Below are 15623 nucleotides of genomic sequence, written 5' to 3'. Positions count from 1 at the left end.
GGCCTTATTTGCCTTTTTAGAAGTTCTTTTTTTGTTTCCTTACTATACTTTTTTAAACTCTTTTATTAATTCTATATGGTATAGCAGGTATACTATCTATTCACATACTTACTATTTTAATTTAGCTGCTAAACAAAAAGTTTCTCTCAGGCTGAAGTTTCAAATTTCAACTATAAGGCTGAATTTGTTCCTTTTTCCTGTTTTTGGCCCTGAATTCCACTTATTCGTATCTCTCCATACACCGGTCAAACATTCCTTCAATATGCCCGTAGACTCTAAGAAATGCCTCTATCTCGGCATCGTTCATCCGCTCAAGCTCTTTCCTTATTCCTTTCTCAATTGATTCATGAAGGGATCTATGCCAATCGAAAGCTTCCCTGCCGAAATCTGTCAGTTCAAGCATAATGTCTTTTTTATTTGCAGGAGTGTGGACCTTTTTTACAAGTCCCTTTTTCTCGAGTTTTTTGACCATCTGGGAGATTGCCCCTTTTGTCACTCCAAGGTGGAAAGCTATAGAAGTCAGGTTTTCTGTCGGGTTCTTTCCAACAATTTCAATTACATGGAATTCCGAGGGGTAGAGAAGTACACCGTGTCCTATATCTACAGGTTTTTTCTCCAGTGCATACGCTTTATTCAGGATTCGGATTCCACTCCCTATCAGAGAATCTACTTTTTCGTCCAGGCTTAATTTATTCACTTGCTGCATCCTCAGTAATGTTTTAATTTGCCTTTTATACCCCAAAATGAAAGCGAGTCTCTTATATTCTTTTTTACATTATAAGGCTCACTTTTCGTGTGGGCTTGCTGAAAGCTTCAGGTCTATTTTGAATGCTTTAGTTCATGTGAAAAAGTATTTACTAAGGATATATAAAACGGGTTTACAAATACCCGCAAATAAGTATGTTGTTAAAGTTAAAGATGTTAGAGCAGGGCTAAGATTTTTAGAATACTTCAGGAAACTTTGTGATACTCGGAATTGTTTTATATTTAAATAAGCTTGTATTCTCTGGCGACAGTTTAAGAGTTCCTAGCCTTCCCCAGGATCTCTTAGCTCTATATTAATTCAGTCCGGAGGAGCCCGAGTGAACAAACAAAAATTAGTATATATTGCTTTTTTTCTCGTATTTTTTATAGTAATACTGAACTTTATGCCGCGGACTGAAAAAGGTCCTGAAGAGGTTGAAAACATAAGTGTTGAAGAAGCAAAGAGAATGGTAGAAAGAGGAGATGTATTTGTGCTCGATGTCCGTACGCCTTCCGAGTTTAATTCATCGCATATCGAAGGTGCAACCCTGATTCCGGTGACCAATGCTTCAGGATCGAATTTGAGTCCGGAAAGTCTGCTTGAAGCGCGGATAAATGAAGTTCCCAAAAATAAAAAAGTGCTTGTCTACTGTAGATCAGGGCACAGAAGCACTTCAGCAAGTACAATCCTTATAAACTCCGGATATTCGCAGGTATATAATATGGAAGGGGGCATTAATGCCTGGATAGGTGCAGGGTATCCGGTTCTAAGTTCGGAAGATCAGGAAGCTTAGAGCCTATAATGTCGGAAGCCTTGGTGGGAATATACCTGATCCTTCCTAATCCTCCCTAATCCTTCCTAATCATACCTAACCATAGCTGATCATACCTTTTCTTCATCTTTTCGAGCTTTAGGTTCTATTCTCACAGCTCCATCCGTCCCTTTTCTTTTTTAAATTCTGGATGATCCTCTTTCAGGATTTCTATTTCCTCTTTTGAGAACATTAATTCGATCATATTTGCTCTCGGATATTTTGCGTAGAGGTAGCCTCCTGCGGAAACGACAAGTCCCCCTATAAATACGAAAATCAAATCTATCATTGTATCCGGGTGTGGTTGTTGCAATTCAAATCCGAAAAATGTATCAAGGATATATTCAATAATTTCCCAGATTCCCCCGGCAGCCATTGAAATGGCAAATGAGAAAGATGCGATCATGAATGGGCTTAGTTGAACGTGGGCTTTTACTTCCTTCAAGCGGAAAATAATCGAAAAACTGATTAAAGCTATGTTAATTCCCATCAATAAGTGCAGTAATATGTCCCACCACCAGATTTCCTCAAAGAACGATTTAAAGCTCCCAAGGTAAGTCCCAAGGAAAAGGTAAACCAGTATAAGAGTGTCAATGAGGCTTGGAAAATCTGCCCTGAAATCTTTCCGTATGAGTGCTGGAGAGAACATCAGAAGTAGAGCCAGTAAAGATAATGCAAAATCCAGCACATTGCTCACAAAATACGAGGCTGTTCCTATAACGACTATAAAAACAAAATATGACAGGTATATTCCCACTCGTACCTTATCCTTTCTTCTCATAATGTAATGTCAATTTTTATAAATATAAAACTTCTATTTCGCAGCTTTTTCCCCGGTATTTCTTTGATTTTTCCTCGATAAAACTGCTCAATTTCATGTTCATAAAGTCTTCCATAATAACTATTGTATATTTATTATGTAGCTGAAAAGACTTTTATGCCCTTAAACTAAAACCAGAAATGGACTACTAAGTTGAGTACTAATCCGGGGGATAAATATGAATAAAAGCAGAAATTCTTCATCTGAAGGTACAAGCTCTATAACACCCAGAGAAAGGGGCACGGACTTTGAAGTCCCTTATGCACGGGAAAACATTAACAAATGCAGATGACCACAGTGTCCGGTCCAGGCCGACAGCAAATGTGCACAGGACAAACTTGAAAGTTCAAAAAAGCAATGGAGGACATGTCTGGAGAAAAAGTCCCGAACCCCGAGGATGTTCCGGGAGTATACTGCTCGACCGGCAAAGCCACCTGTCAGGACCTTAACCCTGACAAGCAATGCATCTGTAATACCTGTGATGTCTGGAAAGAGTACGATCTCGGAGAAAGTAGACCGTCTCAATACTTCTGCCAGAACGGCAAAGCAACCTGATTTCTTACTACTTTCTGCAGGGTGGCGGTACCTCTGTTTTTCATGTAAGGACTGCCATCTCGTCAATATTTCCTATCATCTCTTTCTGCTGTCTATTTTTTAAAGATCAAACTGTTTCCTGTTGGCTTCTAATCTCTTTATTCAGCCTTTTTGTTTAATTGGATTTACGTTCGTGAACTACCCCGCCCTGCCTGATGGCGAGGACGGAGCTTCCTTCGAGTAATTACGTCACYTGGATATYTGCAGTAATGCAATTATCCATCTGTAAYCCTGTTTGTCGAAGATTATCAGAAAACTTCTGATAGCTTGTCCAYAAAGCATTTTGTGATAAGAACCGTTTCATGATGTTGATAGCACTATTTCTATCCCTATCAATTACGTTTCCACAATCACATTTCATAGTTCTTTCCCAAAGAGGCATAKCATGTCTTTTTCTACAGACACAGCACTCTTTTGAGGTGTAAGCTTCATCAATTCTTATTACTTTTTTACCTGCAAGCTCTGCTTTGTAGGTCAAGAATTCGATAAAACGAGAAAGGTATCCTTGATTTTGAGTAGACCTGTTCTGAGAACGTTTTCTTTTTCCAGTTACTTTCTTTGTTTGAGCCATGTTTTTTACGTTAAGATCACCAACAATTATTGTATTAGATCTTGTGTTCTCAATCATGGTTTTAGAAAGCTTATGCTAAAAATCYTTAATCTGATTAGACTTTTTTGCTTCCATCTTTCTATATGTTTTGTGCAGTCTATCCCATCTATTGCTTCCTTTTTTACAATGATCTCTTCTAGATTTGATTGTATCTATCTTTGCATTCCAGTATTGATCTGAACGTGGTGTTTTAACTTCAAAGAATCTTCCTTGAGTGTTTACTGCTGTTACTATTTTTGTAATTCCTAAGTCAATAGCTTGATAAGAATCGTTATCAATATACTCTTTTAATGGATTTTCTTCATATGTTATTGATACAAAGAAATTTCCTCTACCCTTGTATGGATCATCATTGYAGATTTCAATCTGCTTGATTGCCAACAAATCAAAAGCATTTCCAATTTCGAAAGATAATTGAATTTCGTTTGCTTTATKTGAGAAACTGATTTTCCTATCTTTGATTTTGAATCCACTTTGATTATATACAAGAGTCATGAAATATTTTCCACTTCGGAACTTTGGTGGTCTTGCAGATTTGTCACCATTTTTCCAGAGTGAGAAGAATGATTTGTAATTAGCATCAAGCTTTTTCAGGACTGATTGCAGTACTTTGGAATACACTATATTGTACTGTGGAAATTTCTCTTTCAACATTGGAAGCTGATTCTGCTGTTCCACATATTTTACACTCTTCTGTTCAGTTTCCCATGCTTCTTTTCTTTCAGCTAAAGCAGAATTATAGAGGCGTCTACACTGCTCAGATAATTGCCAGAGAACATCTACCTGTTCTTCAGTTGGATTGATCTTGATCTTCTTCGTCAGATGCATATTTGCCTTGATTCTCCACATATTCTTTAAGTACGTCYAGGGTTACTTGCCCTGTCGATGCTATAAAATACGATCTTGACCAGAACATATCTTTCCATAGMATAGTCTTTACTTCAGGGAAGTTTTTACGAATCTCCCTTGAAGTTATGGTTTTAATGGTGTTGATGTACTTTGGAATATCAAGAGAAGGTTTTGCTGTGAATAATAAGYGAAAGTGGTCTTTATCACACTCAATATTCAGTACTTCAACATCGAAAGTTTCACTTATGTTATGGATTTTAGTTTTGAGAAAATCAACAAYYAGCGGATTYGTTAGAGCCTTTCTTCTATACTTCACACACTGAACGAAATGATAATGGAGTGAATATACAGAATGGCTTCTCCGATCCAGTTTATAMTGCATAGTTATCATTATGTTGATGTAACTATAAGTATAAATGATTATGCTACTGTTGTTTTRTGGAAGTTGACRGCTTTCATCCCCCACCTGTCGGGCTACGCCCTCCGAGGAAGGGGACTTCCCGCCCTAAAGTTAAAACTTAACTCCTTTAAGCTTTAACCTGACCTCCCAAAACTAAATTTCCCAGGCCTTAATCCTCTCAAAAACATAGCTGTTAAGGGTGAACAGCTTATCACTTTTGGCGTTTTGCTTCATTTAATGTAAAGCTCCTTTAGAAAGCCCAATTTTTCTAATAACAATAAGGAATACTCAGGATCTTTTTCCTTATTTCATGGGAATTAATCCTCTAACCCCAAAATTCAGGGCTAATAATATTTTTTGAAACCGCCTTTGAAAAACAAACTTTGAAAATCCCAAACAAACTTAAAAATAGGTAAGGAATTAGATGGTAGGACCAGTTATCCCTACCATCTAACTGCAATTTATTCAATTTTATCTTCTTCTATACAGGAACACTCCAAGCAGCCCGATAATACAATAAATCATTTCAAAACCAGGCATACTTATTCTTTTCTTCTGTTCAATTTCTGATGCGGTATTGTTCTGTTTATCTTCCTGTGTTTCAGGTTTAGGCGTTATCACATCTTCTGCTGGGTTTACTTCATTTTCTGTTTCGTTTGCTGTTGTTTCACCTGTTATTGCAAAGGATGAGTAACCTGAGACGCTGGAAGTGAAATACAGGTATTTGTCATCTTCCGCTAGCAAGGTGGTTGGAAGCTGAGTCCATTTTTTCTCGCTGTACCTGTTCAGGCCAATGGAAGACTGGTCTATCTTTTTATCCTGTATCCAGGATTTTACAACCCTGAAACATATTACCGGGTTTTCGATGTTCTTCGAAGTTGCATAGCCGCTATTTCCGACCCACACATTAAAGGATTTATATACTTCTCCTTCGGGCAATTCGGAGACAAGTGCGGACTTATTCTTTAACTGCTCGACAATTGTTGTGGTCTTGCCCGCAGTCTTCTTTGCATCAAAGCCCACAGACACTACGCAGGTTGCGTTCTTCGTAAAGTCAAACTGTATAGCTTTTCCGTTTGTGATGAAGGCCTGGGAAAGTTCCTTTACTTCAACATTTCTTGCAGGCTCAGGAGATCCGCCACCGCCACCGCTGCTTCCGCCGCTGCTCTTCTCATCCACAATTATCTGAGCAGTTTTTGTATTCATGCCGTTTGAGTTGATTGCGGTCAGTTTAACGGTATAAATTCCTGAAGAAGCATACTCATAAACAAAACTTGATTCGTTTGAATCCTCTAATCCGTCATTGTTAACGTCCCAGCTCCTCGATGTTGCGTTTTGCGAAAGGTCAGTAAAGAGGACAGAAAGGGGAGCATAGCCACCTGTTGCACTCATACTGAAGTCTGCTACAGGAAACACCTTACTTTCATTTCCTCCCTGCTCTTCCAGTACAGTTATAACAGCAGTTTTTGAATTCGTGCCGTTTGCATTGCTTACTGTCAGGTTAACGGTATAGTTTCCTGCTGAGGAATAAGTATGTGCTGGATTAGGACTTATTGATGTATGCCCATCTCCAAAGTCCCAATTCCATGAAGTTGGAGACCCGGTACTGGTGTCACTAAACTGGACAGTTAATGGAATATTTCCGGATGTTATATTTGAATAGAAATTAGCAGATGGTGGCCGCGGCAATACTGTTATATAATTTACTTTTTGAATATTATTTGATCCTCTGTCATTCGTCACATTCAACTTAACAGAATAGTTTCCTGCTGCAGAGTAAGTGTGCGTTGGGTTCTGGCTTATTGATATATGTCCGTCCCCAAAATCCCATGACCATGATGTTGGAAGTCCAGTTGATGTATCTGTGAACGCTACATTCAGTGGCGGGAATCCAGCTGTGAAATCACTGGTGAAATTAGCAACCGGAGCTGCCGGCAGAATAACCGTAATTGTTTTGGTCATTGATTGACTGGAAACGTCATTTGTTACAGTTAGATTAGCCGTATAAGTTCCTGGTGTTGTATATGTATGAATAACATTTGCAGTACTACTGGCAGGCGAACCGTCACCGAAATCAAGCAGTTCCGTGGTCTGGTTGACGCTGTAATCTATAAACGTCACACTTCCCCCGACCAATAAATTAGTTGTAGAAACTGTATAATTTGCAGTCACATTAGAAAACCTGGAGGGTCGCACCCAGGACGAATTACCCAGATCTCCCATGTGATAAAATACTCCACCATTCTGGCTGGTATAGTTTAGAATTGAATCCAGTCTGGATGTTGAAGTTTGATATGGTCCAGTAACAACTGGAGTAATTGTATGCCCGTATAACACCAGGACGTTGCCTGTTCTTATTGCATAATCAATTCCATATTCTATAGATTGTAAGCTAATATTCCTCTGGTCGTCTATTTCAACACCATACAGGAGCCGAGAATTGTCCCAATCATAATAAGCCAGCGGTGTCTCATTTACATTATTATTTATGATCGAGGGGACCCCTGTTCTAAGAGTCCTGAAATATGGAGCTAGTATTGCATCAGTCGTTGGATTTCTGGCCGAATAGGGATATGCTAAGGTATAAGATGGATAACCATAACGGGTGATTTCTACGATGTTCGGGAATATTTCCTGATCCAGCCACGCTGCAGAAGTATTATTGTTTAAGAATTGAACCGAATTTACGTGATTGTACCCATGCCCGGCTATTTCCCATCCAGCCGAATGCAGCTCATTTAATTCATTTATTACAGTCTGTGGTCTGTGGCTTACTTTATTTATATTCATAGTGCACGTAGCGTCATACTGCTGGAATATTGACAGATATTGATAACATGTATGGATATTTCCGGCATCGTCCCATGATAGAGCAATGCCTCCTGGTTTATTTGAATCCCTTATGCTGTGGATATCATTTACATATAAATCTAATATTTCAGATGAACCTAACGTTCTGTCATACACATAAAAAGCATATATTTCCCCATTTAGTCCGTATGTGGTATCAGGCGATGACCCTATCGTCCAGCTATCCGTGTTATAGCTGGAACTTAAAGTAGTTGCCGTATAATCTACACCTTTTCCGTTGGCAATTCCATTGATGTACAATTGAGCATGAGAACCATCATATGTCACAATAGCCTCATAATCTTCATCAGGCTCTATCTGACTCTCACTATAGCCGGAAATAGCATGACCATCTACATAAATTTCATAAACCAGTATTGAATTCGTATGATCAATACTGATACTGCATGTGTTATTGCCTTTAGAAACTAAATATGTGCAATTAGTCGGATTAGTTGTATTGTCGTAATTATAACGGAAAAACACCCCAAATGTTATATATGGATCAGTGAATGCCAGTTGTTCATTGTCAGGTATTGTTACTCTGTTTTGTCCGTTAAAATGCCTTGCAATTTTTCCGGTTGGCAAAATAAAAGTTGTACTGCCATCATTTATACCATCATTTCCATGTCCAGAATTATCAACTATAGTATTTCCATTGTCTTCACACCAGTTATAGTACACAAGTTGATCCGTATCTGCATATGCAGTGCCAACCAGACTAATTATAACCATGAGAAATAATCCATATTTTACGTATGGTTTTAAATTGTGAAATTTCATCGTGATCAGACCCCTTTAAAAGACAATATTAAACGTTTTTCTCTTATGCAGCGATTCAAAAGCCTCCCTTTTCCAATTCTAATGCAAAAGCTTCTTTTTTGATAAATAGAGTGAGAATTTTCCTTTTTAGTATGCTGCAACTTCATTATACCCCCAGAATATGTCCCCGGCATAACTTCGTGTTTGGACTGTGATATGTTCAAAAATACTCATTTAATTAGAGATTAAACCAAATAACATACACGCAGCCTTCTTTTGAGTGGAAATTTAATTGGAAAACAATACTAAGATTGTTATACAGACGATACTACAACATTATAATATTTATACCTAAGTCCGCTATGTTTGAAAAGTATTCATGAATGATTAATCAATAAAAAAATGGCATAATCTCGGAGTGTAAGCAGTCGTACTTCAGTCATTTGATAATGTATAATCACTGTCGTCGAAAGGTTAGACCGGAATTGCGATCACCAGTTCCAAAAAGGCCAGGCACTGATAAGGATAATGGAAATTAAAAGGCGCTTCTGTTATTGATGCAGGATGCTGGACAGAGCGACAGTATATGGATGTCTCGAGGACTATAGGGCCGGACTGCCAGTTCACGGGTATCGACTTATCTTCATATCGATTTTTCATATCGATTTGAGCTTGAACTGAAGAAGTTTAGCGGAGATTCCATCGGCAATGTCCTTTTTCTTTTGGGACAGACTAAAGACCCCGGTGCCCTGCCAGGTAATTCAATCAACCATACCTTTTTGCCTGATTTCTTAAGAATTAACCTTCAAAACCCCAAACTCAGGACTAATGAAATCAACTTTTTTGTTTCTCTGGTAAAACTGCAAGCTAATTTTCAGCCTATATATAATGCTAAATATAATTAAGAAATAATTTAATCTAAGCACCTGAAATACCATAAACCAGGACTAAGTGAATCAGCAGGTAACAAATCAGCAGGTTGATGAAAGATCATGATAAAATCAGGCGGTTCTTTTTTCTATAAGGGAAAACGCTGTACAATCGGCGCTGTTATCTTACTCAAAGGATTGCCTTACATGGTCACGGTTTCTCATATATTTCGTAGTGGAAAAGGAGATCATTTAACAGTTGACGGAATGGAACTCGCTGTTTCGAGCATTTTGAAAGATTTTGATTTAGCCCTGATAGAGCTTCCCCCTGCCTGCATGTTTGAAATTACCGTGCTTGATAAGGCAGCTGAACTGGAACAGGCTGTGCTTGTCAATGATATTCATACTATCAGATGCAGGGTGGTTAATGCCGGGGCTTCACTACTTTTTCTCGGTTTCCAGTGCTATAATATGCCGGAGCCCGGAGATAGCGGTTCTCCTATAATGCAGGCAGGGAAAGTAATAGGGCTTATGTCCTCGGTGACGCTGGATACCTGCATGGGAATTGCAATTTCATCTGATATTATCCGCAGCCTGAAGGATAACGACAATGAAATAAAAGATAAAAGAAATAAGGCTCTTTTAAAGAAATGAAATTCCTTTAAAGGAACAAAGTTCTTTAAAGAAAATAAAATCTCTTTTAAAATTCCCCGATAATCTGTAGCACAATTTTCCTCACCTTCTTAATCCTATCAAAGTTTATGCATACAATCTGCTGCCATGTTCCGAGTGTCAGGCTTTTTTCAACAAAAGGGATTGTAAGGCTCGGGCCAATAAGTAGTGCCCTTAAATGGGAACCCCCGTTGAAATCGCCCCATGTCTGATGATGATGATAGTCCATATTCAGAGGAATCAGCTTATCAAACGTTTCTGAAACATCTTTTGAGAGGTTTGGCTCAAATTCCATTGTGGTTATTGCTCCTGTTGACCCGATGCAAAAAACCGTAACTGTTCCATCTCTTATTTTTGAATTTTTGACTTCCTCTGAGATTGTTTCAGTGATATCAACAATTCCGCAATCTTCTTTTCCAGTGACTGAAATTTCTCTTGTTTCTACAGGCATGAAACGATATTATGAGGCTAGATTAATATATTCTTGCAAGTCCTAAAAAGTAATATAAATAGATTAACAGAATAGATTAACAGTCTCCGTAATTTCATAATTTTATTTAGAAACTATTCCGTAATCGAGGAAAATTGAGGAAAAAATAGATACAATTCTAGAAACGGAATCCTGAAGTTTCTTTGGATTGAGTTTTTACTGGTTTTCAATTAAGATGACCACTTACTTTACTGAAAAAGTCCAGATTTGTTATTAAAACTAGTTAAAAATTTCTATATTGAAAACTAGTTAAAAATTTATATATTGAAAACTAGTTAAAAATTTCTATATTGAAAACTAGTTAAAAATTTCTATATTGAAAACTAGTTAAAAATTTCTATATTGAAAACTAGTTAAAAATTTCTATATTGATAAATTACATAATATCTTCTCGCCTTATTTATGCAGTGAGTTTTGGTTGCTGGCTTTTTACAAAATAGTTTTTTTTGGTTGAATTTATAGCAGTACCGAAGTAAGAATATTAATATACAATAAATTTTATTTATAGTAAGAAATTAAAGATCCCAACAGATTATAAAACGTCTTTTTAAATCTTACCTGTAACATTCTTACTCTAAAATTATTTAATAGTCAGGCAAAAAAATATTAACTGAATGAAAAACTGAAAGGTTAATTCCAATATTATTAGAGATGCGTACTGGGAACATATTTTTGCCATTTCTACTAAAACAAAAGAAGACTTGCCATAATAGGTCAATTTGCAGTCGTTTCCATCCATGAAAAGAGTTACCCCGGAATCTCATAGGGACCTATCAAATTCGGAGAAGCTTCTTGAGGTTCCGGGCTTTAACACATCTAATTTGATGAATATTTTTAACGAGAACGCTCTATAAAGAAGAATCTTCGCAGGAAAGTTAAAAACCCGTATCTTGAAAGCATGAGATCGAAAAACAATAAGATCGAAAAACAATACCATTCTTCACGGCAGTATTTATGCACGTGGATATCCAAGAAGCTGAACAAATGAGCATTATTTGTACCATAGCCAACATTACTATAATGATGGTTTCCAAGTCTATAAGTGAAGTACAGCCAACATTACTATAATTGATGGCCCCAAGGCTATAAGTGAAGTTCCGGCCCAAGCAAAGACAGCTTTTTAAATTAAAGTGACGGATATTTGATGAAAAATATAGTACAAAATTATGAAGGACCCGATCCTATTGAGTCCGATACTGCGCCTGAAGAGGAAATGTATATCTTGAGGTTATATGTAGCTGGCCAGACCAAGAAGAGTTTGACAGCCTTCGCCAATTTAAAGAAGATCTGTGAGGAGCACCTGTGCGACAAGTACAGAATTGAAGTCATAGACCTCCTGGAAAACCCACAGTTAGCTAAAGGAGATCAGATCTTAGCTATTCCAACGCTGGTTAGAAAGCTCCCTCAACCTATAAAGAAAATCATAGGGGATCTCTCGAATACTGAGCGCGTCCTTGTAGGCCTGGATCTGCGCCCTGCGGAGAGATCTCATGTCCAATAACGAAGAGATCGCTATATCGGATATCAAGGATTCCACAGCAGCCTTTGAGGAAGCCCCGTACAGAACCGGAGATGTCAAATATGTCTTACGCCTCTATGTTGTGGGGATGGGACCCAAATCGGTGCAGGCAATAGATAATATCAAGCGCATATGTGAAGAGTATCTGTCCGGCAGGCATCAGTTAAAGGTTATCGATATATATCAAAATCCGGTTTTCGCCATAGATGGCCAGATAGTGGCAGCTCCAACTCTCATAAAAGAGCTTCCGCCACCTTTAAGGAAGCTAATAGGCAGCATGGCGGACACCGAAAGGGTCCTGGTTGGGATGGATCTGAAATCCAAAACTAATAAAGAATATAAAGAATATGGAAAATAATCAACGTTTGGGAGTCGATTTTTGGGGAAGGGCGTTGTAAACATGAGTTCGAAATTGGCAAAAAACCAGGAGTCCAGATCGTATCAAGCACTGTTAGATGAGAATCGTGGCTTGCGGGACGAGATCGAAAGCCTGAGGACACGTCTGGGGGAGGCTGAAGAACTCAAGAGAGCCATAAGTGAAGGGGATCTGGATGCCCTGGTGATACCTGGATCCAAAGGGCAAATGATCTTTACCGTAGATAGTGCCGACCACGCATACCGTGTTCTGGTGGAAACTATGAATGAAGGCACTGCTACCCTCGCCTGTGATGGCACCATCCTTTACTGTAACCGTCATTTTGCAGAACTTCTGAGAATGCCTTTACCGACCATTGTAGGCACATCTGTCTATCGATACATAGCGCCTGAGAACGCTGTAATCTTTAAATCATTTCTTGAGCACGAGAAAGGCAAAGGAGAGATCAATCTCCTGACTGGCGGTGGTATATCTTTGCCCGTGTACCTTTCCAGTAGCTCATTACAGACCGAGGGACTTCCGAACGCCTGGTGCATAGTGGTCACAGACCTGACAGAACAGAAGAAGAATGAAGAGATCCTCGCAAAAGCCGAACTTGCACGTAAAAAGGAAATTCATCACAGAATCAAAAATAACCTGCAAGTAATATCCTCCCTTCTGGATCTTGAGGCTGAAAAGTTAAGCAACAGGGAATCTATTGAGAAGTGGGAAGTTCTTGAAGCTTTCAAGGAAAGCCAGGATAGAGTAATGTCTATTGCCCTTATCCACGAGGAACTGCATGAAGGCGGAGAAATCGACAAACTGAAATTCTCGGCATATCTTGAGAAACTTGTTGAGAACCTTCTTCAAACATACAGTCTTGGAAATGCTGATGTCAGCTTAAATCTGGATCTTGAGGAAAACGTTTTCTTTGATATGGATATTGCGGTTCCGTTAGGGATGATTGTTAACGAACTTGTTTCCAATTCCTTCAAGTATGCATTTCCAAATAGGGAAAAAGGAGAAATCCAAATTAAGCTACTTAGAGAAGAAAAAACCAGAAATGGGCCGAGAAATAATGAAGAAGAATTTACCGAAACATGTATCGGATACACACTGATCGTATCAGATGATGGAATTGGTATTCCCGAAAGAGTCGACCCGGAAAATTCGGATACACTTGGCCTGCAGCTTGTAAATATTCTGGTAGATCAGTTAGATAGTGAGATTCATTTAAAAAGGGATAGAGGTACCGAATTTGAAATAAGTATAAAATGTGGAGCAAACGGGCTGTAAAGTAGCGGGCTGTAAAGTCGTCGGTTGATCAAATTTAATTATGAATACTGGTTTTTTTTAAAAATTAAATAGACTATGACCGTATCATTCATACCGCTTATCCTATTATTTCAGGACGGTCTCACTAATTATGCATTGATTCAACCAGTCGGATGTTCAAGAGTGAACATAATTTATGCCCTGACCAACAAATGAACTCATTTCTCTGGTTAAGTTGTGTACTGAAATCTATACCGTATATTAATGATAACAATTTGATTACACATTAACAACCTAAATTCACTGCACACTAAGGGTCATGTTAGTGGATTATATAGAAACATGTTCTTTCGCCGGCATTTGTGATCGTCTCAACCAGAGATGGTAATTATATTCTTCCTTCCTGCAGGGAAATATCAGATTCTCATGTCAATGATTGTGACATTCAATCTCTTTTCCATCCTTAACTTCTTATGTCTGCGCAAAGCCTTCTTATATGTGATTTCCATATGAAAAATAATGTTTTATGGATTTCCATAAAGGATCATTGAAAATATTTTTTAAAATTTTTTCTTTTTTTTGAAGTGATCATTGACTTATTTTATAGAAATCTATTTCTGGTAGACATTGAAATTAGTAAAGTAAATATAGGAATAAATCCAAAACTTGCTAATTAAATTAATTCAGTTAGTAAATTACACTAAACTGTTTGTCCGGATCCAGCATGTGTATATTACTTCACAGCCGGAAGAAAAGCCGTTATGGAATATTAATATAGGTAATTTCTGGACATTTATGAGAAATTATATTTATGAATTATATTTATGATGGAATAGACCAGATAGTTAAATCGGGACTCAGGGAGGGAATTGTATAACCAGAAAAACAGATGAGGTAGTGTGTCAGAATCCGGAGTGCGAATATTATCTCCGGATGGAAGGAAGAGCAGTAATAAAACGTGGAAAGTACAAGACCGGACATCAGAGATACTACTGCAAGCATTGCGGGAAATTTTTTATGGAGACGATAGGTACGGCTGTTTATCGTAAACATCTGCCCGGAACTGAAATAAAGCTGATATATCGGCTTTTTCTCGAAAAAAACGGGATACGGAGCATTGAAAGGATAACAGGGCACCACAGGGATACGGTAAGCAACCTGCTAAAAGGAACTATAAAAAATGAAAAAACCGAAGAATATCTGGTCAAACAGATCGGGCTGACAGCTGATGAATGTGAGAAGTTATGGGCACTTTTAGAAATAAAAAGAAATTCTTCCCGAAAGTCACCTCAAAAAAGAATAGACGAATAATCTTAGAATAATCTTTATGCATAAAAACGCCGCAACGTACAACCGAAGTACATGTTCTTAACCGAAACTACATATTCTCACAAAATCGAAAATATGTTGTCACAGAATTAAAAATATATTCTCTCAGAAGTGTCATCAATAAAATATCACTGTAAACCGTGTTAAACCGTTATTGATAAAACTTCATTAATATGTAGTATACGAGTAGGTATTCTATATACTGACATTGGTTTGGTTTGAAGCTTCAGCACTGTTCAAAAGTCTATTATTTGTCTGTTGTTTGAGATTTAAAGTCACATCTTAAAAGGTATTATTTGCATTATTCAATTCAGTTATGAATCTTTTTACATTCTTTCTTTTTTGAGCTTTTCATGTGAAACACAAAGATTTGTCAAAGTAAGAAGTATTTTATACAGGGACATGCTTCATTTATTGAACTTACGCACTTTGTAAAATTGTCCTATGTCTGAGATATGATTACAAGGACCATTTGCAGAGAGTAAAATTGCTTTGCACTGCTGGTTTCTCAGCTCAACCGTATTCTTCCTGTGATAAGGCAAGCATTGCAAGGGGATCTTGAGTGCGTTGGTTATATAGGCTGTATTCCTGAATGAAGTCCAGAAATCATGAGATTATGGAATTTAGCCATGGTGGAAATGCAAAATAAAACAGACTGGAATAAATAGTTTTT

12 protein-coding genes and 1 pseudogene are annotated in these 15623 nt (G+C 37.9%); 7 read left to right on the top strand and 6 right to left on the bottom strand.

Going from position 1 to position 15623, the window contains the following annotated elements; translation table 11 throughout:
• Positions 1–220: 220 nt before the first annotated feature.
• The gene (locus FXV91_RS07840) at positions 221–697 is read right to left on the bottom strand and encodes a MarR family transcriptional regulator (RefSeq protein ID WP_229390027.1); all 477 of its coding nucleotides are present in this window, start codon (positions 695–697) and stop codon (positions 221–223) included.
• 451 nt (positions 698–1148) lie between these two features.
• Here FXV91_RS07840 and FXV91_RS07835 point away from each other — a divergent pair, with 451 nt between their 5' ends.
• On the top strand, positions 1149–1538 hold the full coding sequence (locus FXV91_RS07835; RefSeq protein ID WP_229390026.1) for a rhodanese-like domain-containing protein: 390 nt from the start codon (positions 1149–1151) through the stop codon (positions 1536–1538).
• Positions 1539–1668: 130 nt separating this feature from the next.
• Here FXV91_RS07835 and FXV91_RS07830 read toward each other — a convergent pair whose 3' ends face one another.
• Entirely contained in the window at positions 1669–2337 is a 669-nt protein-coding gene (locus tag FXV91_RS07830) for a hypothetical protein (RefSeq protein WP_229390025.1), read from the bottom strand.
• 405 nt (positions 2338–2742) lie between these two features.
• On the opposite strand from FXV91_RS07830, the gene FXV91_RS07825 reads away from it, so the two are divergent.
• Complete coding sequence (locus FXV91_RS07825) at positions 2743–2931, top strand: DUF2769 domain-containing protein (RefSeq protein ID WP_229390024.1); 189 nt, start codon at positions 2743–2745, stop codon at positions 2929–2931.
• A 223-nt stretch (positions 2932–3154) separates the two neighbouring features.
• Here FXV91_RS07825 and FXV91_RS07820 read toward each other — a convergent pair.
• The 3 genes and pseudogenes from FXV91_RS07820 to FXV91_RS07810 all read right to left on the bottom strand — a co-directional run bounded on the left by FXV91_RS07820 (position 3155) and on the right by FXV91_RS07810 (position 8414).
• Positions 3155–4408: pseudogene (locus FXV91_RS07820) on the bottom strand (transposase).
• Positions 4371–4811, bottom strand: coding sequence for an IS200/IS605 family transposase (gene tnpA, locus FXV91_RS07815; protein ID WP_229390023.1), 441 nt, complete (start codon positions 4809–4811; stop codon positions 4371–4373). The pseudogene FXV91_RS07820 and the gene tnpA overlap by 38 nt, the downstream one beginning before the upstream one ends.
• A 489-nt stretch (positions 4812–5300) precedes the next feature.
• On the bottom strand, positions 5301–8414 hold the full coding sequence (locus tag FXV91_RS07810; protein WP_229390022.1) for a PGF-pre-PGF domain-containing protein: 3114 nt from the start codon (positions 8412–8414) through the stop codon (positions 5301–5303).
• Between the two features lie 1019 nt (positions 8415–9433).
• Between FXV91_RS07810 and FXV91_RS07805 the strand changes: the two genes are divergently transcribed.
• Positions 9434–9964 (top strand): serine protease, encoded by a 531-nt coding sequence (locus FXV91_RS07805; RefSeq protein WP_229390021.1) that lies wholly within the window; start codon positions 9434–9436, stop codon positions 9962–9964.
• Between the two features lie 46 nt (positions 9965–10010).
• On the opposite strand, the gene FXV91_RS07800 is transcribed toward FXV91_RS07805, so the two are convergent.
• On the bottom strand, positions 10011–10433 hold the full coding sequence (locus FXV91_RS07800) for a secondary thiamine-phosphate synthase enzyme YjbQ (protein ID WP_229390020.1): 423 nt from the start codon (positions 10431–10433) through the stop codon (positions 10011–10013).
• A gap of 1183 nt (positions 10434–11616) precedes the next feature.
• Here FXV91_RS07800 and FXV91_RS07795 point away from each other — a divergent pair.
• The 4 genes from FXV91_RS07795 (at position 11617) to FXV91_RS07780 (ending at position 14932) form a co-directional block, all read left to right on the top strand.
• Positions 11617–11973, top strand: coding sequence for a circadian clock KaiB family protein (locus tag FXV91_RS07795; protein ID WP_229390019.1), 357 nt, complete (start codon positions 11617–11619; stop codon positions 11971–11973).
• Complete coding sequence (locus FXV91_RS07790; protein ID WP_229390018.1) at positions 11963–12349, top strand: circadian clock KaiB family protein; 387 nt, start codon at positions 11963–11965, stop codon at positions 12347–12349. The genes FXV91_RS07795 and FXV91_RS07790 overlap by 11 nt, the downstream gene beginning before the upstream one ends.
• A gap of 42 nt (positions 12350–12391) precedes the next feature.
• Complete coding sequence (locus FXV91_RS07785) at positions 12392–13642, top strand: histidine kinase dimerization/phosphoacceptor domain -containing protein (protein WP_229390017.1); 1251 nt, start codon at positions 12392–12394, stop codon at positions 13640–13642.
• 912 nt (positions 13643–14554) lie between these two features.
• A complete protein-coding gene (locus tag FXV91_RS07780) occupies positions 14555–14932 on the top strand; it encodes a hypothetical protein (protein WP_229390016.1) in 378 nt (125 codons plus the stop codon).
• Positions 14933–15623: the final 691 nt, after the last annotated feature.

The organism is Methanosarcina sp. DH2 (assembly GCF_020804225.1).
In the GTDB taxonomy this organism is placed as follows: Archaea; Halobacteriota; Methanosarcinia; order Methanosarcinales; family Methanosarcinaceae; genus Methanosarcina.
This window is presented reverse-complemented; position numbering and strand designations above follow the sequence as displayed.

Coding starts and splice junctions, on each gene's coding strand:
- FXV91_RS07835 (WP_229390026.1), top strand. CDS start 1,149: ATGCCGCGGACTGAAAAAGGTCCTGAAGAGGTTGAAAACATAAGTGTT.
- FXV91_RS07830 (WP_229390025.1), bottom strand. CDS start 2,337: ATGAGAAGAAAGGATAAGGTACGAGTGGGAATATACCTGTCATATTTT.
- FXV91_RS07825 (WP_229390024.1), top strand. CDS start 2,743: ATGTCTGGAGAAAAAGTCCCGAACCCCGAGGATGTTCCGGGAGTATAC.
- FXV91_RS07810 (WP_229390022.1), bottom strand. CDS start 8,414: ATGGTTATAATTAGTCTGGTTGGCACTGCATATGCAGATACGGATCAA.
- FXV91_RS07805 (WP_229390021.1), top strand. CDS start 9,434: ATGATAAAATCAGGCGGTTCTTTTTTCTATAAGGGAAAACGCTGTACA.
- FXV91_RS07800 (WP_229390020.1), bottom strand. CDS start 10,433: ATGCCTGTAGAAACAAGAGAAATTTCAGTCACTGGAAAAGAAGATTGC.
- FXV91_RS07795 (WP_229390019.1), top strand. CDS start 11,617: ATGAAAAATATAGTACAAAATTATGAAGGACCCGATCCTATTGAGTCC.
- FXV91_RS07790 (WP_229390018.1), top strand. CDS start 11,963: ATGTCCAATAACGAAGAGATCGCTATATCGGATATCAAGGATTCCACA.
- FXV91_RS07785 (WP_229390017.1), top strand. CDS start 12,392: ATGAGTTCGAAATTGGCAAAAAACCAGGAGTCCAGATCGTATCAAGCA.
- FXV91_RS07780 (WP_229390016.1), top strand. CDS start 14,555: ATGGAAGGAAGAGCAGTAATAAAACGTGGAAAGTACAAGACCGGACAT.